Origin of the sequence: Pseudomonas gorinensis (genome assembly GCF_042015035.1) — a bacterium.
Classification (GTDB): Bacteria; Pseudomonadota; Gammaproteobacteria; order Pseudomonadales; family Pseudomonadaceae; genus Aquipseudomonas; species Aquipseudomonas gorinensis.
In genome coordinates, this window is the sequence record NZ_CP167125.1 from 2,230,017 (window position 1) to 2,253,693 (window position 23,677).

At 60.5% G+C, this 23,677-nt stretch carries 27 protein-coding genes; 14 read left to right on the forward strand and 13 right to left on the reverse strand.

Going from position 1 to position 23,677, the window contains the following annotated elements; translation table 11 throughout:
• Positions 1–85: 85 nt before the first annotated feature.
• A complete protein-coding gene (locus tag AB7933_RS10195) occupies positions 86–1,054 on the forward strand; it encodes a L,D-transpeptidase family protein (RefSeq protein ID WP_024074209.1) in 969 nt (322 codons plus the stop codon).
• A gap of 139 nt (positions 1,055–1,193) precedes the next feature.
• Here AB7933_RS10195 and oprI read toward each other — a convergent pair whose 3' ends face one another.
• Entirely contained in the window at positions 1,194–1,445 is a 252-nt protein-coding gene (gene oprI, locus AB7933_RS10200) for an outer membrane lipoprotei OprI (protein ID WP_024074210.1), read from the reverse strand.
• A 611-nt stretch (positions 1,446–2,056) separates the two neighbouring features.
• Between oprI and AB7933_RS10205 the strand changes: the two genes are divergently transcribed.
• A complete protein-coding gene (locus AB7933_RS10205; RefSeq protein WP_003189869.1) occupies positions 2,057–2,338 on the forward strand; it encodes a GNAT family N-acetyltransferase in 282 nt (93 codons plus the stop codon).
• Positions 2,339–2,417: 79 nt separating this feature from the next.
• On the opposite strand, the gene AB7933_RS10210 is transcribed toward AB7933_RS10205, so the two are convergent.
• Positions 2,418–3,494, reverse strand: coding sequence for a 3-deoxy-7-phosphoheptulonate synthase (locus AB7933_RS10210; protein WP_024074212.1), 1,077 nt, complete (start codon positions 3,492–3,494; stop codon positions 2,418–2,420).
• A gap of 131 nt (positions 3,495–3,625) precedes the next feature.
• On the reverse strand, positions 3,626–4,060 hold the full coding sequence (locus tag AB7933_RS10215) for a PilZ domain-containing protein (protein WP_024074213.1): 435 nt from the start codon (positions 4,058–4,060) through the stop codon (positions 3,626–3,628).
• Here AB7933_RS10215 and AB7933_RS10220 point away from each other — a divergent pair.
• The 5 genes from AB7933_RS10220 (at position 4,059) to cysB (ending at position 7,979) form a co-directional block, all read left to right on the forward strand.
• Positions 4,059–4,445: a hypothetical protein gene (locus AB7933_RS10220; protein WP_024074214.1), complete on the forward strand. Its 387-nt coding sequence runs from the start codon at positions 4,059–4,061 to the stop codon at positions 4,443–4,445. The two genes, AB7933_RS10215 and AB7933_RS10220, sit on opposite strands and share 2 nt — an antisense overlap.
• Entirely contained in the window at positions 4,442–5,395 is a 954-nt protein-coding gene (locus tag AB7933_RS10225; RefSeq protein WP_024074215.1) for a putative 2-dehydropantoate 2-reductase, read from the forward strand. Before AB7933_RS10220 ends, AB7933_RS10225 begins: the two co-directional genes overlap by 4 nt.
• 15 nt (positions 5,396–5,410) lie before the next feature.
• The gene (locus tag AB7933_RS10230) at positions 5,411–6,328 is read left to right on the forward strand and encodes a 5'-nucleotidase (RefSeq protein ID WP_024074216.1); all 918 of its coding nucleotides are present in this window, start codon (positions 5,411–5,413) and stop codon (positions 6,326–6,328) included.
• Positions 6,329–6,398: 70 nt separating this feature from the next.
• A complete protein-coding gene (locus AB7933_RS10235; protein WP_024074217.1) occupies positions 6,399–6,899 on the forward strand; it encodes a universal stress protein in 501 nt (166 codons plus the stop codon).
• A gap of 105 nt (positions 6,900–7,004) precedes the next feature.
• Positions 7,005–7,979 carry an HTH-type transcriptional regulator CysB gene (cysB, locus tag AB7933_RS10240; RefSeq protein ID WP_017849520.1) on the forward strand — a complete coding sequence of 325 codons (975 nt, stop codon included), beginning with the start codon at positions 7,005–7,007 and terminating at the stop codon, positions 7,977–7,979.
• A gap of 5 nt (positions 7,980–7,984) precedes the next feature.
• Here cysB and AB7933_RS10245 read toward each other — a convergent pair whose 3' ends face one another.
• On the reverse strand, positions 7,985–8,467 hold the full coding sequence (locus tag AB7933_RS10245; protein WP_024074218.1) for a GreA/GreB family elongation factor: 483 nt from the start codon (positions 8,465–8,467) through the stop codon (positions 7,985–7,987).
• A gap of 12 nt (positions 8,468–8,479) precedes the next feature.
• Entirely contained in the window at positions 8,480–8,848 is a 369-nt protein-coding gene (locus AB7933_RS10250) for a hypothetical protein (RefSeq protein WP_024074219.1), read from the reverse strand.
• 132 nt (positions 8,849–8,980) lie between these two features.
• Between AB7933_RS10250 and earP the strand changes: the two genes are divergently transcribed.
• Both earP and AB7933_RS10260 read left to right on the forward strand, forming a co-directional pair.
• On the forward strand, positions 8,981–10,114 hold the full coding sequence (gene earP / locus AB7933_RS10255) for an elongation factor P maturation arginine rhamnosyltransferase EarP (RefSeq protein ID WP_024074220.1): 1,134 nt from the start codon (positions 8,981–8,983) through the stop codon (positions 10,112–10,114).
• 49 nt (positions 10,115–10,163) lie between these two features.
• Positions 10,164–10,736, forward strand: a complete 573-nt coding sequence (locus AB7933_RS10260) for an elongation factor P (protein WP_024074221.1) — start codon at positions 10,164–10,166, stop codon at positions 10,734–10,736.
• A gap of 65 nt (positions 10,737–10,801) precedes the next feature.
• On the opposite strand, the gene AB7933_RS10265 is transcribed toward AB7933_RS10260, so the two are convergent.
• The 4 genes from AB7933_RS10265 to AB7933_RS10280 all read right to left on the reverse strand — a co-directional run bounded on the left by AB7933_RS10265 (position 10,802) and on the right by AB7933_RS10280 (position 13,989).
• The gene (locus tag AB7933_RS10265) at positions 10,802–11,818 is read right to left on the reverse strand and encodes an alpha/beta hydrolase (protein ID WP_024074222.1); all 1,017 of its coding nucleotides are present in this window, start codon (positions 11,816–11,818) and stop codon (positions 10,802–10,804) included.
• A 26-nt stretch (positions 11,819–11,844) separates the two neighbouring features.
• Positions 11,845–12,264, reverse strand: coding sequence for an organic hydroperoxide resistance protein (locus tag AB7933_RS10270; protein WP_024074223.1), 420 nt, complete (start codon positions 12,262–12,264; stop codon positions 11,845–11,847).
• Between the two features lie 241 nt (positions 12,265–12,505).
• Positions 12,506–12,958, reverse strand: coding sequence for a MarR family winged helix-turn-helix transcriptional regulator (locus AB7933_RS10275; RefSeq protein WP_024074224.1), 453 nt, complete (start codon positions 12,956–12,958; stop codon positions 12,506–12,508).
• Between the two features lie 80 nt (positions 12,959–13,038).
• The gene (locus tag AB7933_RS10280) at positions 13,039–13,989 is read right to left on the reverse strand and encodes a LysR family transcriptional regulator (RefSeq protein WP_024074225.1); all 951 of its coding nucleotides are present in this window, start codon (positions 13,987–13,989) and stop codon (positions 13,039–13,041) included.
• A 109-nt stretch (positions 13,990–14,098) separates the two neighbouring features.
• On the opposite strand from AB7933_RS10280, the gene AB7933_RS10285 reads away from it, so the two are divergent.
• Positions 14,099–14,848, forward strand: coding sequence for a sulfite exporter TauE/SafE family protein (locus tag AB7933_RS10285; protein WP_041161125.1), 750 nt, complete (start codon positions 14,099–14,101; stop codon positions 14,846–14,848).
• Here AB7933_RS10285 and AB7933_RS10290 read toward each other — a convergent pair.
• The gene (locus tag AB7933_RS10290; protein ID WP_024074227.1) at positions 14,838–15,719 is read right to left on the reverse strand and encodes a LysR family transcriptional regulator; all 882 of its coding nucleotides are present in this window, start codon (positions 15,717–15,719) and stop codon (positions 14,838–14,840) included. The genes AB7933_RS10285 and AB7933_RS10290 overlap by 11 nt on opposite strands.
• A 70-nt stretch (positions 15,720–15,789) precedes the next feature.
• Here AB7933_RS10290 and AB7933_RS10295 point away from each other — a divergent pair, with 70 nt between their 5' ends.
• Positions 15,790–15,996: a DUF1127 domain-containing protein gene (locus AB7933_RS10295; RefSeq protein WP_024074228.1), complete on the forward strand. Its 207-nt coding sequence runs from the start codon at positions 15,790–15,792 to the stop codon at positions 15,994–15,996.
• A 45-nt stretch (positions 15,997–16,041) separates the two neighbouring features.
• The gene (locus tag AB7933_RS10300; protein WP_024074229.1) at positions 16,042–17,259 is read left to right on the forward strand and encodes a winged helix-turn-helix domain-containing protein; all 1,218 of its coding nucleotides are present in this window, start codon (positions 16,042–16,044) and stop codon (positions 17,257–17,259) included.
• 226 nt (positions 17,260–17,485) lie between these two features.
• On the opposite strand, the gene AB7933_RS10305 is transcribed toward AB7933_RS10300, so the two are convergent.
• On the reverse strand, positions 17,486–18,832 hold the full coding sequence (locus tag AB7933_RS10305) for a class II 3-deoxy-7-phosphoheptulonate synthase (RefSeq protein ID WP_041160874.1): 1,347 nt from the start codon (positions 18,830–18,832) through the stop codon (positions 17,486–17,488).
• A 125-nt stretch (positions 18,833–18,957) separates the two neighbouring features.
• Between AB7933_RS10305 and AB7933_RS10310 the strand changes: the two genes are divergently transcribed.
• Entirely contained in the window at positions 18,958–19,713 is a 756-nt protein-coding gene (locus AB7933_RS10310) for a spermidine synthase (protein WP_024074231.1), read from the forward strand.
• Positions 19,714–19,828: 115 nt separating this feature from the next.
• Here AB7933_RS10310 and AB7933_RS10315 read toward each other — a convergent pair whose 3' ends face one another.
• Positions 19,829–20,620 carry a crotonase/enoyl-CoA hydratase family protein gene (locus AB7933_RS10315; RefSeq protein WP_024074232.1) on the reverse strand — a complete coding sequence of 264 codons (792 nt, stop codon included), beginning with the start codon at positions 20,618–20,620 and terminating at the stop codon, positions 19,829–19,831.
• Between the two features lie 422 nt (positions 20,621–21,042).
• On the opposite strand from AB7933_RS10315, the gene AB7933_RS10320 reads away from it, so the two are divergent.
• Positions 21,043–22,716 carry a DEAD/DEAH box helicase gene (locus tag AB7933_RS10320; protein WP_024074233.1) on the forward strand — a complete coding sequence of 558 codons (1,674 nt, stop codon included), beginning with the start codon at positions 21,043–21,045 and terminating at the stop codon, positions 22,714–22,716.
• Between the two features lie 102 nt (positions 22,717–22,818).
• Here the strand turns inward: AB7933_RS10320 and AB7933_RS10325 are convergent, their stop codons facing one another.
• Complete coding sequence (locus AB7933_RS10325; RefSeq protein ID WP_024074234.1) at positions 22,819–23,586, reverse strand: DODA-type extradiol aromatic ring-opening family dioxygenase; 768 nt, start codon at positions 23,584–23,586, stop codon at positions 22,819–22,821.
• Positions 23,587–23,677: the final 91 nt, after the last annotated feature.

The following is a 23,677-nucleotide window of genomic DNA, read 5'->3' on the forward strand; positions in this document are numbered from 1 at the left end:
GGCCGCGACAAGCTTGCAGCTAGCCGCCCGCTTCACGTATACAATCGATTTTTACCTACCCGTCGTTCTGCGAAGGATTTACCGGATGTTGTCGCGCCTTTCCGTCGTCACCTGCTGCCTGTCTCTTGCTGCCCTGTGTGCGTCTGGCTCTGCCGCCGCCTTGCAGTTGCCCTTGCCACCACCCGGTGAAGACATCGTCGGCCAGGTCCAAGTGATCAAGGCCAAATACGAAGACACCTTTGCCGACCTGGGTACCACCTACGACCTCGGGTACTCGGAGATGGTCGCCGCCAACCCGGGCGTCGATGCCTGGTTGCCCGGCGCGGGCACCGAGATCGTGCTGCCGACGCAATTCATCCTGCCGCCAGGCCCTCGCGAAGGTATTGTGATCAACCTCGCCGAATACCGTCTCTACTACTATCCGAAGGGCCAGAACGTCGTCTACACCTTCCCGCTGGGGATTGGTCGTGAAGGCTGGGGCTCGCCGGTCGCCCATACCAGCATTATCGCCAAGACGCCGAACCCGACCTGGACCCCGCCCGCCTCGATCAAGGCTGAGCATGCCGCCGAGGGCGACCCGCTGCCGAATGTTGTGCCCGCCGGCCCGGACAACCCCCTGGGGCCGTTCAAGTTCACGTTGGGCACGCCGGGTTACCTGATCCACGGTTCCAACAAGAAGTTCGGTATCGGTACGCGTACCAGCCATGGCTGCTTCCGCATGTTCAACAACAACGTGCTGGAGATGGCCAGCATGGTGCCGGTGGGCACGTCGGTGCGCATCATCAACGATGCCTACAAGTTCGGCAGCCGCGGTGGCAAGGTGTACCTGGAAGCGCATACGCCCCTGAACGACGACGGCACCCCTTCGGTGGTCGACAAGCATACGGCGGTGATCAACGCCCTGCTCAAGCGTGAAGACCTGGCCAATCACCTGCGGGTGAACTGGGATCAGGTGCGTGATGTGGTGGCTGCCGAAGATGGCCTGCCGACTGAGATCGGTGTGCCGAGCGCAGCGCCGATGGTGTCGAGCACGCCGATCGACCTGCAGCAGTAAGCCTGCTTGACCCAAATCCCGCTTCGGCCTTGCGCCGGGGCGGGATTTTTATTGCCTGTTCCCGCCGGGAGCGTGAAATTCAGGCAATAAAAAAGCCGATCCAAAAATGGATCGGCTTGATAACAACCCCGAAGGATTATTACTTCTTGCTTGCTTTTTCAAGCATGCGCAGAGCGCGCTCGTTAGCTTCGTCAGCAGTCTGTTGTGCTTTTTGAGCAGCAGCCAGAGCTTCATCAGCTTTACGGTAGGCTTCGTCTGCACGAGCCTGGGAGCGAGCTGCTGCGTCTTCAGTTGCAGTCAGACGAGCTTCGGTTTCTTTGGAGACGCTGCTGCAACCGGTAGCCAGAACTGCGGCCAGAGCCAGAGCAGAGAATTTCAGAACGTTGTTCATCGTGTTCCCCTTCAAGGACTTTCTATTAAATGGCTACTTTCTCAGGGTGAGCTAATAGCCGGCGTACATACTACCCATTACTTGTAGTAAGTAAACTGACGTAGCGCAAGAAGCAAAAAAAATTCTTGTGCCGAATCTATTTTGGCTAATCTTTTGGCAGTTTGTATAAAAAGTGTTCAATTTTTTGCAGTCGCAGGAGGATTGAGGCCGGGCTGAAATCGCCGCCCCGCATGCGTTAGGCCTTGTAAATAGATGAAGATTTATATAAAGAAGCTGACACTTTCGTTCCGGTCGCCGTTACCGCCCCAGGCATCTTTTGCGCATGTAGAGGTGACTTTAAGAGCGGCAGTTCGTCTCAAGGTTCAACTGCCGGCAATGTTCAGGCTATCGGTCACCGGTTGATCGAGGCTCTTTCTATATCCACCAGTGGCAGGGATGACGAGCGCGCCTTGAGCAATTGCGGGATTGGTGCCTACTATTCTCTACGTGCTGGTTGTGAGCGCTCAGGGTTTTCTCGTTGTCGAAACCGGCACGGGGTGGCGTAGATGTTCCTTCGCCGGAAAAACATCGGTAAGGTAGGGGTCAAAATTCAAGACCCGCGAGGAGTAGTGATGAGCGAGGCGTTGTCCATCCACCATGACCAGGCTGGTCATCAGTTCGAGACCAATGTGGACGGTCATCGTGCCTACCTGACCTACATGGACCTCGGGAAGCAGACCCTGGATATCTATCGGACCTTCGTGCCCAACGCACTGCGAGGCCGTGGCATTGCGGCCGCGTTGACCGAGGAGGCGCTGAAGTTCGCCGAAGAAGCCGGTTATACGGTGATCCCGTCGTGCTCCTATGTCGAACGCTACATGGAGCGGCATCAGCGCCATGCCGCTAAACTGTAAGGCAGTGACAGCACCATGAAAAACGCCGGGCCATGGCCCGGCGTTTTTGTGTGCGCCCAATTCAGATACAGGTGCGGTCTCAGTTGCGTTTGCGCTTGGGCAATACGTCCTTGAGCTTGGCATGCATGCTGCGCAGGGTGTTCTCGGTGGCAGTCCAGTCGATGCAGGCATCGGTGATCGACACGCCGTACTGCAGGTCGGCGAGGTCCTTTGGAATCGCCTGGCAACCCCAATTCAGGTGGCTCTCGACCATCAGGCCAATGATCGACTGGTTGCCCTCGAGAATCTGGTTGGCAACGTTTTCCATCACCAACGGTTGCAGGGCCGGGTCCTTGTTGGAGTTGGCGTGGCTGCAATCGACCATGATGTTCGGCTTGATCTTGGCCTTGGCCAGCGCCTGTTCGCACAGCGCAACGCTGACCGAATCATAGTTGGGCTTGCCGTTGCCACCGCGCAGTACCACGTGACCGTAGGCGTTGCCCTTGGTGGTGACGATGGAGACGCCGCCTTCCTGGTTGATCCCCAGGAACCGGTGAGGGCTGGAAACCGATTGCAGCGCGTTGATCGCTACGGTCAGGCCGCCGTCGGTGCCGTTCTTGAAGCCCACGGCTGAGGACAGGCCGGACGCCATTTCGCGGTGGGTCTGGGATTCAGTAGTGCGCGCGCCGATCGCCGACCAACTGATCAGGTCCTGCAGGTACTGCGGGGAGATCGGGTCGAGGGCTTCGGTGGCAGTGGGCAGGCCCATTTCGGCCAGGTCCAGCAGCAACTTACGACCGATATGCAGACCGTCCTGGATCTTGAACGAGTCGTCCAGGTACGGGTCGTTGATCAAGCCTTTCCAGCCGACGGTGGTACGCGGCTTCTCGAAATACACGCGCATCACCAGGTACAAGGTGTCGGACACTTCCGCCGCCAGCACCTTGAGGCGCTCGGCGTATTCGTGGGCAGCCTTGAGGTCGTGGATCGAGCAAGGCCCGATGACGACGAAGAGGCGGTGGTCAGTGCCGTCGAGAATGTCACGGATGACTTCGCGACCCTTGGTGACGGTCTGCAGGGCAGCGTCGCTCAAGGGGATTTCGCGCTTGAGCTGATCAGGTGTGATCAGCGTCTCGTTGGATTCGACGTTAAGGTCATTGATCGGTAAATCAGCCATCGTGTTACTCGTCAGGGTCACGGGTGCCGGCCGCCAGCCATCCCCGTGCGGCGGAGCACAGCATGATTTGAATGCAGGGGGGAGGAACCTTAGCGCGTAACACGGGCCCGCGACAATGGGCAAAGCCGGCTTTAATCCAGTGCTGGCTGCACAAGCGCCTCATGGGAGAACTCGCCGGCATGGCGCGAAACCCATTCGCGGGCCAGTGCCTCGACCTGCTGGGGCGTCGGCTCGGTATCTACGTGCAGGCGGCAGTAGCGTTCGATCTGGCACACTTGCTCGCCCATTCTTGCGCCGAACAAGGCATGTTCATCGGTAAAGGCAACCCCCACGCGATAGCCACTGCCAGCCTTGCGACACCACGCCACATAGCCCGGATAACGGGCGCTGGCGCCCAGTGAGGGAATGCGAAACTCGATCGCGGTACCCTGGCGCCAGGCGCACGGGCAATTGCAGGCGATGCCACTCAGGCCGATAGTGTGCAGGCGTTGGCGGGGAAGGGGGGGAGCGGGACGTTGGATCAACAGGGCAGCGACATCATCAGGGTGAGGTAAAAAACGACCCATGTACACGGACTCCGAGCACCGTTCAGTTGACGGCGGTGGCAGCAGTATAGTGAAGGAACAGGTATTGACCGACCTGGATATTGACCAGCAATTGCTGGCTTTGCCAGGCATTTCGCTCGTCGTGTTCGTCAGCGAGGGGTGTTCCAGTTGCCGCTGGGCACGCCAGCAGGTGCCGGGCTGGCGTTTGCCCGTGGACCGGGTGTGCTGGGTCGATGCCGGGCACAACGGCGGTGCGGTGGAACGCTACGAGATCTTTCATTTGCCGGCGCTGTTCGTGGTGTGCGAGGGTCAATTCCTTGGGCAAATACACACACCGATCGTGGCTGCCGAGCTTGCCGACGCCATTAATCAAGCACTTACCCGTACTCCAGAGGATTTGCCATGACCGTACAGTCGCCCCGCATCGGTATTATCGGCACCGGTGCCATCGGTGGTTTCTATGGCCTGATGCTGGCGCGCGCCGGGTTCGACGTGCACTTCCTGCTGCGCAGCGAATATGCGGCGGTCAGCGAACGTGGCCTGCACCTCAACAGTACGGTGCATGGCCGCTTGCACCTGCACCCGGTGCAGGCCTATGCCCGCGCCGCTGACATGCCGCCGTGCGACTGGCTGCTGGTGGGCACCAAATCCACCGGTAACCCGGAGTTGGCCCCCACCCTTGCTCAGATCGCGGCGCCGGACGCCAAGGTCGTGTTGCTGCAAAACGGCCTCGACGTCGAAGACAGCCTGCGCGAGCACTTGCCGTCGTCGCTGCATCTGCTCGGCGGCCTGTGCTATATCGGCGTGCATCGCTCCGGGCCCGGCGTCGTCGAGCATCAGGCCCTGGGCCGGGTCAACCTGGGGTACCACAGCGGTACTGCGGCCAACGATGAAGCTCGTCAGAAAGCGATTGTCGAAGAGGGCGCCGCGTTGTTTCATCAGGCGGGCATTGAGTCTCAGGCCATGGCCAACGTGCACCTGGCGCGCTGGCATAAACTGGTGTGGAACGTGCCCTACAACGGTCTCTCCGTGCTGTTGGGCGCGGGAACCACGGCCATGATGGCGGACGAATCCAGCCGGGAACTGATCCAGGCGCTGATGGCCGAAGTGGTGCAGGGCGCCCATGCCTGCGGCCATCAAATTCCGGCCAGCTATGCCGAGCAGATGTTCACCATGACCGAGACCATGGACGACTACCTGCCGAGCATGTACCACGACCACGTGCACAAACGCCCGTTGGAGCTGGCCGCTATCTACGCCCGGCCACTGGCCGCCGCCAAGGCCGCCGGTTGCGAATTGCCGCGGATGCAGGCGCTGTACCAGGCCTTGAGTTTTATTGATCGGCATAACCGCTGATTCGGAGGAAAGCACATGGCGAATGGACTGGGCGACAAACTGGTGCTGGCGATTTCATCGCGGGCGCTGTTCGACCTGAGCGAGAGCCATAAGGTCTACCTGGCCGAAGGGGTCGAGACCTACCGCAAATACCAGATCGAACATGAGGAAGAAATCCTGGAGCCCGGTGACGCCTTCCCGCTGGTCAAGAAGCTGCTGAGCCTCAATGCCAGCCTGGGCCGCGCCCGGGTCGAGGTGGTGCTGGTGTCGCGCAACAGTGCCGACACTGGGTTGCGCGTGTTCAATTCGATCCAGTATTACGATCTGGATATTTCCCGCGCAGCCTTCGTAGGAGGGCGTAGTCCTTATCCTTATTTGGCGGCATTTGGTTGCCATCTGTTTCTTTCCACCCATGCTGAAGATGTGCGCAGTGCCCTTGACGCCGGGTTTGCCGCTGCGACGATTCTGTCGGGCGGTGCACGCCGGGCGTCGAGCGAGGAATTGCGGATCGCGTTTGACGGGGATGCGGTGCTGTTTTCCGATGAGTCCGAACGTGTCTACCAAAGCGGTGGCTTGGCGGCATTCCAGGCCAGCGAGCGCGAGTCGGCGCGCCAACCGTTGCACGGTGGTCCGTTCAAAGGCTTCCTCGCCGCACTCAACCTGTTACAGCGTGAGTTTCCCGACGAGGCGTGCCCGATTCGCACGGCCTTGGTCACAGCCCGTTCAGCACCGTCTCACGAGCGCGTGATTCGTACCTTGCGCGAATGGGATATTCGCCTGGACGAATCGTTGTTTCTTGGCGGGTTGGAAAAATCCGCGTTTCTGGAGGCCTTCGCCGCCGATGTGTTTTTCGATGACCAGGCCGGTCATTGTGAGAAAGCCAGAGAGGTGGTGGCCACCGGGCATGTGCCCCATGGCATCAGTAATGAGGTGAAGATTCAGGCCGAGAGCTAAGTCAGTCGAACTCGCCGAGGCGCTGCTAAGCTCATTCAATCCCCGCCATCCTGGCAGTCCAGGAGGTTCTATGATTCGTTCGATGCTGTACGCCACGGACCTTGGTCTGTATGCGCCTTATGTGATGCAACATGCACTGGCGCTGGCGCGAACGTTCAAGGCCGACCTGTATGTGATCCATGTGGTCGAGCCCATCGGCTTGTTCGCCGAATCGGTGTTGCAGAGCTACCTTGATGAGAAAGCCCTGAACGAATGGCAGAGCCAGGGGCTGACCACGGTGATGGCGACGATCGAGCAGCGTGTGCTGGAGAGCTTTCGCGAAGAGTTGGGGGAAGGTGCGCTGGACCTGAAGTTGATCCGTTCGGTACGAGTGATCCAGGGTGACCCTTGCGAAGTGATCCTTGGTCAGTCACAGAAACTCTCCGTGGATTTGCTGATCGTAGGTAGTCATACCCAAACCGTCGGGGTGGCAACACCCTTGGGGCGAACCGCTGCGCGAGTGCTCCAGTTGTCCCAGGTACCGGTCTATCTGGTACCGCTGTTGCAGCGTCGGCGCAGTGATGACATGTGATCGGTCAATGAAGGATAAAAAGTTCTAGATTTATCTGTCGAACCTTTAATATAGTTATATACCGTCGCTGATACCCGTGGCGTCTATCTGCTTTGAGGGACACATATGAAGCTTCAACAACTGCGCTACATCTGGGAAGTGGCGCACCACGACCTCAACGTTTCCGCTACCGCTCAAAGCCTTTACACCTCGCAACCCGGTATCAGCAAGCAGATCCGCCTGCTCGAAGACGAGTTGGGCGTCGAAGTGTTCGCACGCAGCGGCAAGCACCTGACCCGTGTCACTCCAGCCGGTGAGCGCATCATTACCACCGCTGGCGAGATCCTGCGCAAAGTCGAGAGCATCAAGCAGATCGCCCAGGAGTTCTCCAACGAGAAGAAGGGGACCCTGTCGATCGCCACCACCCATACCCAGGCGCGTTATGCATTGCCGCCGGTGATCCGCGATTTCATCAAGCAGTACCCGGACGTGGCCCTGCACATGCACCAGGGTTCGCCGATGCAGATCGCCGAAATGGCGGCTGACGGCACCGTCGACTTTGCCATTGCCACCGAGGCCCTGGAGTTGTTTGGCGACTTGGTGATGATGCCGTGCTACCGCTGGAACCGCTGCGTTGTCGTGCCCCAAGGTCACCCGTTGGCCAAGCTGCCGAAGCTGACCCTGGAAGCCCTGGCGGAATACCCGATCGTGACTTACGTGTTCGGTTTTACCGGCCGTTCCAAGCTCGACGAAGCCTTCAGCCATCGCGGTCTCACGCCGAAAGTGGTGTTCACCGCAGCCGATGCCGACGTGATCAAAACCTATGTTCGCCTGGGCCTGGGCGTGGGGATTGTCGCCAAGATGGCGGTCGACACGCAACTCGATAAAGACCTGGTCGTGCTCGACGCCAGCGAGTTGTTCGAGTCCAGCGTGACCAAGATCGGTTTCCGTCGCGGTACTTTCCTGCGTGGCTTCATGTGCGACTTCATCGAGAAGTTCGCTCCGCACCTGACCCGCGAAGTCATGGCCAAGGCGATCCAGTGCCACAACAAGCAGGAACTGGAAGAGCTGTTCGACGGCGTAGAATTGCCCGTCCATTAAGTGGTTTATCTGGCCTCGGTAACCGTAAAGTGTTGCCGGGCGCCTGCCACCAGAATCTCCACCTCGTCACCTTCGAACTTGCCCAGCAGGCTTTTGCCCAGCGGGGAGCGCGGGGTGATGACGGTCACCGGTTGCCCCACCACATCCACCTTCAAGCCCGCCGCATCCGGTGCCAGGAACAGCCACTGCTGGCGGCCGTTCTCGTCCTCCAGGCCCAGTAGCGTGCCGACTTCTATGCCACGTTGATCATCGTACGCACGCAGTGGCAGGTTCTGGCACAGCGCCAGCGACTGCTTGATTTCCTCGACGCGTTTGGCCTGCCCGGCCGCCAGGTAAGATGCCTCCAGTCCGAGGGTGTCGTATTTGTTTTCGGCGATATTTTCTTCGTGGGTCGCGGTTTCGTAGGCGGTCTGCGCGGCGCGCTGTGCAATATCGAGGTCGACGGTGAGCTTTTCCAGAATCAACTGGAGGACGGCGTGTTTATTCATGGCTGTGCTTGATCATTCGCAAAATTGCAGGACATTGGCCTTGCTCTTTTCATTCGGCGAGTTCTGGTCCTGTTGCAACCAGAACTGGCATTTTGGGTTGGACAGGTTGCGCGCATTGTTGCGCGCCTGGTCCAGGGTCTGCTGTTGTTCCTGCTTGCGAAGGTTGTCTTGATACTGCTCGAACATACGGTTGGGTGGTTCCGGTGCAGCAGGGGCCGGTTTGCCGAGTTGCTGAACGGCCTGGGCCACGGGGGCCAGGCTTTGCGGGAACAGGTAGCGCGACGCCAGCCAAGTGGTCAACGCAATGGCGATGAACCCCAGCCACACGCCGAGGGCGATGGCGACACACAGCTTGAGCAACGACAATGGGCGATCAGACATGGCGGCCTCCTGGCAGGCATTTGTGGCGTGGCGGCGATTGTCGCACAGCCACTGTGCAGAATAATCGCGATCAAGCCTTCTGCATCAGGGCATTTATGCGGACAATCGAGCCTTTGAGCGTTGGAGCCCGGAATGAAAGCCCGCTGGGATATTTTTTGCAGCGTCGTCGACAACTATGGCGACATCGGCGTGACCTGGCGCCTGGCCCGGCAACTGGTGGTAGAGCACGGTTGTGATGTGCGTTTGTGGGTCGATGACTTGCGGGCGTTCGAGCGCCTGTGCCCTGAGATTGACGTGCAGTCGGGGCAGCAATGGCAAGAGGGCGTTGACGTGCATCATTGGCCGGCGGATTGGGCTGCCACGCCGTCCGCCGATGTGGTGATCGCCGCTTTTGCCTGCCAATTGCCCCCTGACTACATGGAAGCCATGGCCGCGCGCGCGCGTCCGCCGTTATGGATGAACCTCGACTACCTCAGTGCCGAGGACTGGGTGGTGGGTTGCCATCGCCTGCCTTCGGTGAAGTTCAAAGGGGTACAGAAGTACTTCTTTTTCCCCGGTTTTCGGCCGGGTACCGGTGGTCTGTTGCGCGAGGCCGGTTTGCTGCAACAGCGCCAGGCGTTTCAACAGGATGCCGCTGCGCAGCAACAATTCCTGCGCTCCTTGGGCGTACTTCCTGCAACCGGTACGCGGCTGATGTCACTGTTCGCCTACGAAAATGCCGGCCTCGCCAGCTGGCTTGACGTTCTTTCGACGGATGGGCGTGCCACTCATCTGTTGGTTCCGGAAGGCCGCATCCTCGGTGATGTGCAGCGTTGGCTCGGGGTCGATGGGTTGGAGGCGGGGGACGTCCACCAGCGCCAAGCCCTGACCGTGCAGGTGCTGCCCTTCGTGCGCCAGGAGCAATATGACCGCCTGCTGTGGTGCTGCGAGTTCAATGCCGTACGTGGCGAAGACTCCTTCGTGCGCGCCCAGTGGGCCGGGCGTCCTTTGCTGTGGCACATCTATCGCCAGGACGAAGACATCCATCTGGACAAGCTCGACGCCTTCCTGCAGTTGTACACCGCTGCATTATCGCCGGCCGCCAGGGCGGCGTTGGTTGCGCTTTGGCAGGCCTGGAATACGGACGGCGATATGGCGCAGCCGTGGAAAAGACTGCTGGAACACTGGCCGGAAGTGAGCGCACACGCCGAAACGTGGTGTCTGGAACAAGGCTTGCAGGCCGATCTTGCGACGGCGCTGGTACAGTTTTATGAAAGTTGGATATGATACGCGACCTTGATTTTTGTAAACCCCATCCAAATTTCGGATATCTGCAATGAAAACTGGTAAAGAACTGAAACCCGGTATGGTGATCCGTATCGACAACGATCCTTGGTTGGTTCAGAAAGCTGAGTTCACCAAGTCGGGCCGTAACAGCGCGATCATGAAGACCAAGCTGAAGAACCTGCTGACCGGTTACAAGACCGAAACCGTTTACAGCGCCGATGACAAGCTGGACGACGTGATCCTCGACCGTAAAGAAGCGACCCTGTCGTTCATCAGCGGCGACGCCTACACGTTCATGGACACCACTGACTACACCATGTACGAGCTGAACGCTGAAGACATCGAAGCCGTTCTGCCGTTCATTGAAGAAGGCATGACCGACGTCTGCGAAGCTATTTTCTTCGAAGAGCGCCTGGTTTCCGTAGAGCTGCCGACCACCATCGTGCGTAAGGTTGCCTACACCGAAGGTTCCGCTCGCGGCGACACTTCGGGCAAGGTGATGAAGCCTGCCAAGCTGGCTAACGGTACCGAGCTGCAAGTTGCCGATTTCATCGAAATCGACGACCTGATCGAAATCGACACCCGCGAAGGTGGTTCGTACAAAGGCCGCGCCAAGAAGTAATTCTGGCCCCGCTGATACGAAAAAAAGCCCGACCTTGAGTCGGGCTTTTTCGTGGGCGCTGCTTTTTACTTCAGGTGTTGCTTCAGCTCCTGCGATGCCTGCAGCAAGGCCGAACGCACCGCTGGCACTTGGCTGACCACATTGAGCAAGCCGTAGTCGTGGATCATGCCGTTATAGCGCACGGCGGTCACCGGGACGCCGGCCTGGTCCAGCTTGCGCGCATAGGCTTCGCCCTCGTCCCGCAGCACGTCGGCACCGGCCGTCTGAATCAGCGCGGGCGGCAAGCCCTTGAGCTGATCGGTGGTCGCCCGCAACGGCGAGGCGTAGATCTCGGCCCGCTGCTTGGCGTCGGTGGTGTAGTTATCCCAGAACCACTTCATCATGTTCCTGGTGAGGAAGTGCCCTTCGGCGTACTGGTTGTAGGACGCTGTCTCGAAGTTGGCATCGGTCACCGGCCACAGCAGCAACTGGAACTTGATCGCGGGTGTGCCCTTGTCCTTGGCCATCAGGCTGACGGCGGCTGCCATATTGCCGCCGACGCTATTGCCCGCGATCGCCAGGCGTTTGCCGTCGACGTTGATGTCCTTGCCGTGCTCGGCGACCCATTTGGTTGCGCCATAGGCCTGGTTGATCGCCACCGGGTAGTGCGCTTCCGGTGAAGGCGTGTAGTTGACGAAGACCGCCACGGCTCCCGAACCCACCACCAGATCGCGCACCAGGCGCTCGTGAGTCGGGTAATCGCCCAATACCCAGCCGCCGCCGTGGAAGAACATGAACACCGGCAATGTGCCCTTGACCCCGGCTGGCCGCACGATGGTCAGGCCCAGCGGCTGGCCATCGACCTGGATGGTCTTCTGGCTGACGTCCGCCTTGGGCAAGGTCAACTTCACACCCGCCTGGGCTCCCGTCAGCACGGCACGGGCGTCCTTGGGCGTCAGTTGCTCCATCGGCTTGCCGGTGCCGGCGTTCAAGACATCGAGGAATGCCTGGGTGTTGTGCTCGACATCATCCGTCGCCGCGAACGCGTGGGTGATGGACAGGGCGAGCAGGGTGCCAGTAAGCGCTTTGCCAAATCTGTTCATGTTCTTCTCCAGGTGTCGCAGCAGGGTTAGACGGTTACGTGCAGGCGCACATCGACGTTGCCACGGGTGGCGTTGGAGTAAGGGCAAACCTGGTGAGCCGCGTCGACCAGGCTTTGCGCATCGTCCTGAGCCAGGCCGGGCAGGCTGATGTGCAGGTCGATGTCCAGGCCGAAACCGCCGGGGATCTGGCCGATACCGACATGAGCCGTGATCGAGGCGTCATCCGGGATCTTGCGTTTGGTCTGGCTGGCGACGAATTTCAGGGCGCCGATAAAGCAGGCCGAGTAGCCGGCGGCGAACAGTTGCTCAGGGTTGGTGGCCTGGCCACCGGCACCGCCCAGTTCTTTAGGTGTGGAGAGTTTGACGTCGAGGATGTTGTCGCTGGAAACAGCACGACCGTCACGGCCGCCAGTGGAAGTGGCTACTGCGGTGTAGAGAGTTTGCATGGTGTGGTCCTCTTGGTTTGTAACGCTAAATGTTTGCGCGCTAAGTAGTTGGTGAGGTGAATGTATAGCGCTAATGTTTTGTGCGCAAGATAAATTTACAAATATTTTTGTGGGGCGCTACAAAGCAATATGGGAGGGCGCTTGCTCCCGATGGTGGGGGGTCAGTCAATAGATTGGTTGACTGACCCACCACCATCGGGAGCAAGCGCCCTCCCACATGTTGAGTGTTTTGCTGTTGTGTTTAGATCGCGTTCTGCAGGTTGCCTCGCAACGCAATCAAATCCGCCTGCAACTTGCGCAGTTGCTCCAGCTCCAAGCCGCTGGCACCGAGGATGCACTGTGGGACCCCCATGGCCTTTTCCTGCAAGGTACGCCCGGCCTCGGTCAGTTCCACGACGACCACGCGTTCATCTTCGCGGCTACGAGTGCGGCTGAGCAGGCCCTCGGCCTCCAGGCGCTTGAGCAGGGGCGTCAGCGATCCTGGATCAGTCAGCAGGCGGCTGCTGATTTCGCCGACGGTCAAGCCATCTTCTTCCCACAACACCATCATTGCCAGGTACTGCGGGTAGGTCAGGCCAAGCGCTTGCAGCAGTGGCTTGTAGACCTTGGTCATCAGCAATGACGTGGAGTGCAGGGCGAAACACAGCTGGTTGTCCAGCAGCAGGGATTCGCAAGGGGCGGGATTTTTGCTCATGGCGGGGCCTCGAAAAAGCGTCAATGGCCTGGAATCTAGCGGGCAAATCTTTAATGCGCCAGATAATTCTGGCCGAGCGGTCAGGCCAGTCCGCTTTGCAATGCCAGATCCCAGGGCGGCACGGGGCTGAAACGGGATTTCAGGTATTCCAGCAACAACCGGCTGCGTGCATTCGGCTGTTGCTCCAGGCGCAGCGCATAGATCCCGGTGGTTTCCGGGCTGGGCAGGCCGTTTTCACAAAACAGTGGCAACAATTCGCCACGCACCAGGTATTCACTGGCCAGCCAGGTCGGCAGGTGGGCGATACCCAACCCGGCGAGGGCCCCTGACAGCAGGGCTTCAGCGTTGTTGGCGCTCATGCGGATACGTTGCGGGCGATAGGTGGCGCGACGCCCGTCCAGTTCGAAGCGCCAGGCAAACATCGGCGCCAGGCCATCCCAGTCCAGGCCGTCGTGTTCGCTCAGTTCCCGCGGATGAGTCGGCGTGCCGCGGCTTTTCAGGTAGGCCGGGCTGGCACAGGCGATGCGCACGATACTGGCGAGCGGCGTGGCAATCAGCCGGGTATCGACGATATGCCCGGCGCGCAATATCAGGTCGACCTTGCCCAAATGCGCGCCCTGCATATCGACAAAACTGTCGATCAAATGCAGGTGCACATCCAGTCCCGGATACACATTCAGGAAGTCTGCAATCACCGGTGCCAGATGCCGTCGCCCGAAAGCCGCCGGGGCGTCCACGCGAATCAATCCTTCCGGCGCGTGGCTCAGGGAGACCGCTTCGGCTCGCGCCAGTTGCAACTCGCTGACAATCCGCCGCGCCCGCTCGGCAAAGGCCAGGCCGGCCGGTGTCGGCACCACCGCATGGGTGCTGCGCTGGAACAAGCGGCTGCCCACCGAATTTTCCAGGCTGTCGATGCGCCTGGCCACCGCCGAGGGCGTCAGTGGATGGCGGCGTGCGGCCGCGGAGAAGCTACCCGACTCCAATACATCGAGGAACAGGCTCAGTTGGTCGGTGAGGGTATTGGGGTTCATGGGCAAATGCTTGTGCGAGATTGGCACAGCCATTGTGCGTCGCTATGCGTATCCGCGCCAGGGCCGACTGCGTAGCATGCAAGGCCTGGGATTTGTGGAGTGGCAAGTGGTGTTGGATTTAGCGATGTACTTGGTATTGGGCGCGGCCCTGGGCACGATGGGCGGTTTGTTTGGCATCGGGGGCGGGCTGATTGCCATCCCGGTGCTCGGCGTATGGTTCGGCCTGGATCAGCAGATTGCCCAAGGCACTGCCCTGGTGATGGTGGTGCCCAACGTGATGCTCGCCCTGTGGCGCTATCACCAGCGTAACCGTATCGAGCTGCGCCACGCATTGCCGCTGGGTGTGATGGGTTTCAGCTTTGCCTGGCTGGGCTCGATCTGGGCGGTGGGCCTGGATGCCGGCGCGATGCGTATCGGTTTTATTGTCTTTCTGGTGGCATTGTCGGCCTACAACCTGGTGCGCATGTTCACGCGTAATGCACCGCCGACTGCGCAGATGCGTTATTCCTGGCCATGGCTCGGGGTGTTGGGTGCCGTCTCCGGGTCCATGGGCGGCTTGTTTGGCGTGGGCGGCGCAGTGGTTGCCACGCCGGTGCTGACCAGTGTGTTTGGCACCACTCAGGTGGTCGCCCAAGGGTTGTCCCTGGCCCTGGCGCTGCCGAGCACGAGCGTCACCCTGGCCACCTATGCCTGGCACCATGAGGTCGACTGGATGATCGGCATCCCGCTGGCGGTCGGTGGCCTGCTCAGCATCAGTTGGGGCGTGAAAGTCGCCCATGCGCTGCCGGAGCGGTTATTGCGCGGGTTGTTCTGCGGCTTCCTGGTGGTGTGCGCGGTGATGCTGACCTTTAAAGTTTGAAACCTTCGACGATGTAATCGGCCAGGCAATCGGTGATGGGCGAGGCCATCAGCGGGTTACGCAACAAGCGCAGGTTCATCGACGGCAAGGGGGGGAAGCCGTCGTCGCTGCCGAGCACACGCAGGTCGTCGGTGACCAGGCTTTCCATGCTGACCATGGCCGCGAGGCCGGCGCTGACCACGGCCTGGATCGCCGCCCCGTTGGAGCTGTGATAGGCCAGGCGATAATCCCGTCCGGTCGTCTCCAATGCTGCGCAGGCCCACTGGGTGTAAAGGCAGTCGTCGCCAGAAACGGCCAGTGGCAAGGCGTCGTGTTCGTCCGTGCAGAAGCACGGCGCTGCCGCCCACACCATGCGCTCGGTGCGCAACAACTCACCGAGATCGTTGCCCGGCTCGCGACTGATCACCGTCAACGCCAAGTCCTGTCGCTGCATCAGCACCGTTGAGGACTCACAGTGCATCTCGATCTGGATCAGTGGGTAAGCCTTGGAAAACTGTTTGAGAATGCCAGGTAGAAAACGCATCACGTAGTCATCTGGTGTGCCGATCCGTACCAGCCCGACCATATGGGGCTCGCGCAACGTGTTGAACACTTCGCTGTGCAGTTTCAGGATGCGCCGCGCATACCCCAGCAGCACCTGGCCTTCGGGCGTCAGCCGTACCTGGCGACCGTCGCGCTCGAATAACTTGCGCTGCAACACATCCTCTTCCAGGCGCTTCATCTGCATGCTCACCGCCGACTGGGTGCGGTTGACTCGTTCACCTGCACGGGTAAAACCGCCCAGGTCGGCGATGGCGACGAAGGTGCGTAGCACTTCGGTGTCGATGCTGGGGTAGCCGGACAATTGATCAATCTCCGAGATGTATTGCATAAGAAACATTCGTTGGATTGATCATAAGGCCAGGTACACACTCGCGTCATCCCCACGGGAGGGCGAGAAGATGAAAGGTCAAAGAGGTTTTGTGTGGCTGGCGAAGCGGCCGCTCTTCGGGCTGTTGCAGACGCTCGTGCGTTGGCAGACGCTGCGTCATGAGCGTCAGCTGTTGGCGACGTTGAGCGACGCGGCGCTCAAGGATATCGGGCTTAGTCGTGCCGACGTGGTGCGGGAAAGCCACTGGCATTTCTGGGAAGACCCGCTGCGAAAATGACCTGGGATGCAGTAGGGTAGGTCGCGAGCACCCAAGGAGATGTCCATGCCCGCTGAACTGTCCTTTTCCCTCAAGCAAGCTCGACGCATGGCGCTGGCCGCCCAGGGATTTTCCGGGCGCCCGGCGCCTGCGCTGATCAGGGCCGCGCACCTCAATCGTGTGATTGAGCGCCTCGGTGTGTTGCAGATCGATTCGGTGAACGCCGTGGTGCGCTCCCACTACCTGCCGCTGTTTTCCCGCTTGGGCACTTACTCCCCTTTGCTGCTTGAACAGGCCGCCTGGAGCCAGGAGCGACGGCGCTCGCTGTTCGAGTATTGGGGGCATGAAGCTTCGCTGCTGCCGATGGCGTTGTACCCGTTGATGCGTTGGCGCATGCAACGGGCGCAGCAGGGGCAGGGGATCTATCAGCAGATGGCGCGGTTCGGGCGTGAGCAGCAGGCCACGATCCAGCGCGTTCTGAAGATCGTCGAGCAACAGGGCGCCCTGGGTGCTGGCAGCCTGTCTACCCGCGAAGAGCGTGCCGGCCCCTGGTGGGATTGGAGTGATGAAAAGCACGCGCTCGAATGGCTGTTTGCCGCAGGCCTGGTCACCGTTGCCGGCCGGCGCGGGTTTGAGCGGCTCTATGATTTGCCGGAGCGGGTGATTCCGGATGAGGTGCTTCAAGCCTCGGTGAGTGAAGCCGACGCCCAGCGTGGTTTGTTATTGCACAGCACGACCGCGTTAGGCATCGGGACTGAAAAAGACCTGCGCGATTACTTCCGTCTGGAGCCTGCCGACAGTCGCAGTCGCCTGGCTGAACTGGTGGAGGACGGGCAATTACTGAGCTGTCGGGTGCAAGGTTGGAAGCAGCCGGCGTATTGCCTGCCCGAGCCGAAGGTGCCACGCAAGGTGTCGGCCAGCGCATTGCTGTCGCCGTTCGATTCGCTGATCTGGGAGCGTAGTCGCACCGAGCGGCTGTTCGATTTCCGTTATCGGTTGGAGATCTACACCCCGCAGGACAAGCGGGTGTACGGCTACTACGTGCTGCCGTTCTTGCACAACGAGCGCATTGCCGCGCGAGTCGACCTGCGTGCCGAACGCGCCAATGGGCGCCTGGCCGTGCACGCGGTGCACGAGGAAGAGCCGGGGCTGGATGAGGAGGGGATGCAGGCGTTGGCGCTGAACCTGCGGCAAATGGCCGACTGGCTGGGGCTGGAACACCTCCAGCTCAATTGCCAGCGGCCCAGTGCCGCCCGGTTGCGGATAGCCATGCTGCACTTGTAGGCGCACGGCACTTGTGTGGTGAGCAGGCTTTTTTAGTGAGCAAGCGTGTTGCGGCAAGCGGGTTTGATTGTGGCGAGCGGGCTTGCCCCGCGTTGGGCTGCGAGGCCGCCCCAATAAGGCCACCGCATTTCTTCTGGTAGAACCGGGAGACTGGTTTTAGGGCCGCTACGCGCCCCAACGCGGGGCAAGCCCGCTCGCCACAGTTACAGCGTGTCTGCTTAACTGACTAGCGTTTGACCTGTTTCAGTGTTTCGGCAATCAGGAACGCCAGCTCCAGCGACTGATCGGCATTCATCCGTGGGTCGCAGTGGGTGTGGTAGCGATCCGACAAGCCATCCTCGGTAATCGGCCGCGCGCCGCCGATGCATTCGGTGACATTCTGTCCGGTCATCTCGATATGAATCCCGCCGGCATAGGTGCCTTCGGCTTCATGCACTTGGAAGAACTCCTTCACCTCACCCAGGATCTGCGCGAAATCGCGGGTCTTGTAACCGCTGCTGGCCTTGATGGTGTTGCCGTGCATCGGGTCGGAGCTCCACAGCACCTGCTTGCCTTCGCGCTGCACCGCACGCAGCAGCGCAGGCAGGTGGTCACCGACCTTGTTGGCACCCATGCGCGCGATCAGGTTCAGGCGGCCGGGGTCGTTGTCTGGGTTGAGGATGTCGATCAAGCGGATCAGGTCATCCGGGTTCATGCTCGGGCCGACCTTGACCCCGATCGGGTTGTTGACCCCGCGCAGGAACTCGACATGGGCGCCATCCAACTGGCGGGTGCGATCGCCGATCCACAGCATATGGGCCGAGCAGTCGTAGTAATCGTTGGTCAGGCTGTCACGGCGCACAAAGGCTTGTTCGTAATTGAGCAGCAGGGCTTCGTGGGCGGTGAAGAAGCTGGTTTCGCGTAATTGCGGCGAACTGTCCATGCCGCAGGCGCGCATAAACGCGAGCGTTTCATCGATGCGGTCCGCCAGCTGACTGTACTTCTCGGCCAGGGCCGAGTTGGCGATAAAGTCCAGGTTCCACTTGTGCACCTGGTGCAGGTCGGCAAACCCACCCTGGGCAAATGCACGCAGCAGGTTGAGGGTGGCGGTGGACTGGTGGTAGGACTGCAGCAGGCGGTCCGGGTCCGGCACACGGCTTTTTTCGTCGAAGCCGATGCCGTTGACGATATCGCCACGGTAGGCGGGCAGGGTGATGCCGTCGATGGTTTCATCGTTGGATGAGCGCGGCTTGGCGAACTGGCCGGCCATGCGCCCGACTTTCACCACCGGGCAACCGGCGGCGAAGGTCATCACGATCGCCATCTGCAACAGCACCTTGAAGGTGTCGCGGATTTTCGCGGCGGAGAACTCGGCGAAGCTCTCGGCGCAGTCGCCGCCTTGCAGCAGGAATGCACGACCCTGGGTCACTTCGGCAAACTGACGGCGCAACTCGCGGGCTTCCCCGGCGAACACCAGCGGCGGGTAGCTGGCCAGGTTCTGCTCCACTTGCAGCAAGTGTGCAGCGTCCGGGTACTGGGGTTGTTGCTGGATCGGCAGGGCGCGCCAGCTGTCGGGGCTCCAGGGTTGGCTCATCATGAACTCGATTGGCTGATTGACGGTCGGACGCCAATGTTATCAGCAATTAGTGCGTGACCTGTTGCCGCCGGTTGGCTGACAATCGCGCCTTTGCCATGCGGTAAACCCTTTTAGGAGTAGTGATGACCGAGGAGCGTGTCGAGCGCCTGCTGGCCGAAGTCCATGATGATTTCGGCATGATCCGTGTGCTCGAAGTGGCCGATTACCGTTTTCTCGAGTTCGGCGATGCCATCGAGCAAAGCTGTGTGTTCACTGCCGACCCGAGCTGGCTGGAGTACGACTACACCCGCGCGATGCTGATTGGCGCGTTGTGCCATGAACAGCCGGAGAGCGCGTTGTTCCTCGGTTTGGGCGCCGGTACGTTGACCCAGGCCTGCCTCAGGTTCCTGCCGCTGGAGGATGTCGAAGCCATCGAGCTGCGCCCCGATGTGCCGCGCCTGGCCATCGAGTTCCTGGGGCTGGACGATGACCCGCGCTTGTACATCCGTATCGGCGATGCCCTGGAGTTGCTGGATACTGCCGAAACGGCAGACCTGATTTTCGTCGACCTGTACACCGATGTCGGTCCAGGTGTCGGGCACCTGGCCTGGACATTCCTGGAAAACTGCCAGAAGAAACTCAACCCCGGCGGCTGGCTGGTCATCAACCAGTGGGCCACCGACGATGGCAAGCCGCTGGGTGCGGCCTTGCTGCGTGGGTTGTATCACCGGCATTACTGGGAACTGCCGGTGAAGGAGGGCAATGTGATCCTGCTGGTGCCGTCGGAGCTGGATCAGGTATTGGACATCGACGCACTGACGGCCCGCGCCGAAGCCTTGGCGCCGCGCTTGGGGTATTCGTTGCAGCCATTGATCAAGGCGATTCGGCCCGCGACGTAGTTGTCTGTAGCGACGCCATCGGGGGCAAGCCGAATCGTCACACCACCCTCCCATATTTGAAATGAGTTCCAAATGTGGGAGGGGGCTTGCCCCCGATGGCGTCGCTACTACCAACTCAAATGCCTTTGAACACCCCCGGCCGCTTCTCGACCATCGCCCGCACGCCTTCTTTGGCATCCTCGCTGTTCAGCAATTTATCCACCATCGGCGGTAACGCAGCCGCCGCCACGGTTTCGCCTTCCATCCGCGCCAGGCGTGCCGACATCAAGGTGGCCTGCACGCCTAGCGGTGCCTGGCGCGCAATACGGCTGGCCAGTTCAATGGCGCGGGGCAGCAGGTCTTCGCTGGCCATGACCTCTTGCACCAACCCCAGGCGCAGGGCTTCGTGGGCGTCGAACTCATCGCCGGTGAGCAGCCAGCGCATGGCGTTACCCCAGCCGGCGATCTGATGAAAGCGCAACGTCGCACCGCCAAAGGGAAAGATCCCCCGCTGGACTTCCATCTGCGCGAAGCGGGTGTTGCTGGCGCAGAGATTGATATCCGCTGCCAGCATCAACTCGATACCGATGGTCAGGCAGTAGCCCTGTGCGGCGACGATCACCGGTTTGCTGACCCTGGGGCCGGCGAATACCCCCCACGGATCACAGCCCCCCAGCGGGGGCTGCCAACCCCCCGCCATCACGCCGCTGACATTGGCCAGGTCCAGCCCGGCGGTGAAGTGGTCGCCATGGGCAAAGACCACCGCCACCCGAGCCTCATCGTTTCGATCAAATTCGCCATAGGCCAGGCTCAGCTCATTGAGCAGATCCAGGTCAAAGGCGTTGCGCTTGGCTACCCTGTCCAGGCCTAACAGCAGGACATGGCCCCGGAGTTCACGGCTGACGCGGCTGCTGCTGGCTTGATTCATCGGGTGTGCCCTCGGGCGCAGGGAAAGGTTTCAGACCAAAGGTCTCACGGGGGAGGTGAACCGTTTAAGTGTTCTGGCCAACAGGGCCGGGCCTTTGAAAAATAGACCCTGCCGCACTTAACTGCAAAGGCTGTGACGCGGTGCGGTTTATCGGCGCTTGGCGATAAAAAAAGCTCCCTTTTTCAGCTATTTCCGGTATAGTGCGCGCCGGCCTTTAACCGGGCCGCGTTTAGGTAGCGCAATTCCCCGAAGTCAGCTTCGGCTGCACGTCCGCACAGCGGACTCTTCCTTGACGAATCTTTTTCATTCATTCGTTTTCGCAAATCCCCGCCGACAAAGCAGCCAGGGCGACTCTTGAGTCTCAACACGGCATGCGCAGCTTTGGAGCATGGGTCTTTGCGGATGCACTTAGAGGCAGACCCATGACCCAGGAAACCGGCGGCTTCGCCGCTTTTAATCTTAACCCGAACATTCTTGCTGCCGTCATTGCGACCGGCTACGAAGAACCTTCGGCGATTCAGCAGCAATCGATCCCGATCATCATGGCCGGCCAGGACATGATTGGCCAGGCGCAAACCGGTACCGGCAAAACCGCCGCGTTCGCCCTGCCTATCCTGCACTGCATCGATCCTGCCAAGCGCGAACCGCAAGCCCTGATCCTGGCGCCAACTCGTGAGTTGGCGCTGCAAGTAGCAACCGCTTTTGAAACCTACGCCAAGCAAATGCCGGGCGTTACCGTTGTGGCCGTCTATGGCGGTGCGCCAATGGGCCCACAACTGAAAGCAATCCGTAATGGCGCACAGATCGTTGTCGCCACCCCGGGTCGCCTGTGTGACCACCTGCGTCGTGACGAGAAAGTCCTGTCGACCGTGAACCACCTGGTTCTGGACGAAGCTGACGAAATGTTGAAGCTGGGCTTCATGGATGACCTGGAAGTCATCTTCAAGGCGCTGCCACCGACCCGTCAGACCGTACTGTTCTCGGCCACCCTGCCACAGTCGATCCGTGCCATTGCCGAACGCCATCTGCGCGATCCGCAACACGTGAAGATCCAGACCAAGACCCAGACCGTTACCGCGATCGAACAGGCTCACCTGTTGGTTCACGCTGACCAGAAGACCTCGGCTGTATTGAGCTTGCTGGAAGTCGAAGACTTCGACGCCCTGATCATGTTCGTGCGCACCAAGCAAGCGACCCTGGACCTGGCCAGTGCCCTCGAAGCCAAAGGCTACAAAGCCGCTGCGCTGAACGGTGACATCGCCCAGAACCAACGTGAGCGCGTGATCGACTCCCTCAAGGATGGCCGTCTGGACATCGTTGTGGCGACCGACGTTGCTGCCCGTGGCCTCGACGTTCCACGTATCACCCACGTGTTCAACGTTGACATGCCTTACGATCCAGAGTCCTACGTTCACCGTATTGGCCGTACTGGCCGTGCCGGTCGCGAAGGTCGTGCACTGCTGCTGGTGACTCCGCGTGAGCGCCGCATGCTGCAAGTGATCGAGCGTGTCACCGGCCAGAAGGTTGCCGAGGTCCGCCTGCCGGATGCCCAGGCCGTTCTCGATGCCCGCATCAAGAAACTGACCAACAGCCTGGCGCCGCTGGTGGCTGACGCTGAGTCGACCCACGGCGACCTGCTGGACCGCCTGACCGCCGATATCGGTTGCACCCCGCGTGCCCTGGCCGCAGCCCTGCTGCGCAAGGCCACCAACGGTCAGGCCCTGACCCTGGCAGCCATCGAGAAAGAACGTCCACTGGTTCCGAACAGCGCGCCACGCGGTGATCGTCCAGAGCGTTCGGGCGACCGTCCAGACCGTGGTGATCGTGAGCGTCGTGCTCCGGTCCCATTGGCTGAAGGTCGTGCTCGTTGCCGTACCGCGCTGGGCGCGCGTGACGGTATCGCGGCCAAGAACCTGCTGGGCGCTATCCTCAACGAGGGTGGCCTGGCACGTGAAGCCATCGGTCGTATCCAGGTCCGTGACAGCTTCTCCTTGGTGGAACTGCCGGAAGACGGTCTGGAAAAACTGCTGACCAAGCTGAAAGACACTCGCGTTGCCGGTAAGCAGCTCAAACTGCGTCGCTACCGCGAAGATTGATCCGCCCTTGGGCTGATTGATCGCACATAAAAAATCCCCGACTGGTTCGGGGATTTTTTATGTCATGTGGAAAAGGGGTGGGCCCCCACATTTAGATCTCCATCAGCCAAAACGATAGATGTCCATGCCCAGGGCCCCCAGGGTGAAGCCTTGGTGCGCCACGCTGAAGGGCCCCCCGGCACCCCGCGCGAAGTACAGGGGCAACAAATGCTCATCGCTGGGATGGCTGCGCACTGCATGGGGCGCCTGGCGGCGATAATCGTGCAGCGCGGCTTCGTCATTGGCAGCGAGCTTGTCCACCACCCAATCGCGGAACTCCCGCGCCCACGGTTCGATGCTCTCGGGGCCGGCGTGCCAGTTCAGTTCACCCAGGTTGTGGGTGATGCTGCCGGAGCCGATCAGCAGCACACCTTGTTCGCGCAGGCTGGCCAGAGCATGCCCGACTCGTGTCTGCAGGGCAGGGCCCATGCGACTGGGGAGGGAGACCTGTACCACTGGAATATCCGCCGCCGGGTACATCAGCGACAACGGTACCCATGTGCCATGGTCGAACGGGCGATGCTCGTCGATGCGGGCATTCAGGCCATCGGCATGCAACAGTTCGACAATTTCGGCGGCCAGTTGCGGATCGCCCGGCGCTGGGTATTGGACCGCGAACAATTCGCGCGGGAAGCCGCCGAAGTCATGCCAGGTTTCGGGGGCGGCGCCGCCGCTGACCAGTAGTTCCTGGCTCTCCCAATGCGCCGACACCACCACGATCGCCTTGGGCCGTGGCAGTTCAGCGGCCAGGCGCTGCAGGGCCGGGCCGCTGGCACCCGGTTGCAGGGCGAGCATGGGCGAACCGTGAGAGATAAATAGGCTGGGGAACATAGGAGGGATCCTGAGCGTTAATATGGCGCTATCTTCAATCAGATCATTGATCTAAATCTAATATAAGTTTTAGCGCCTTTTGATCGAATTT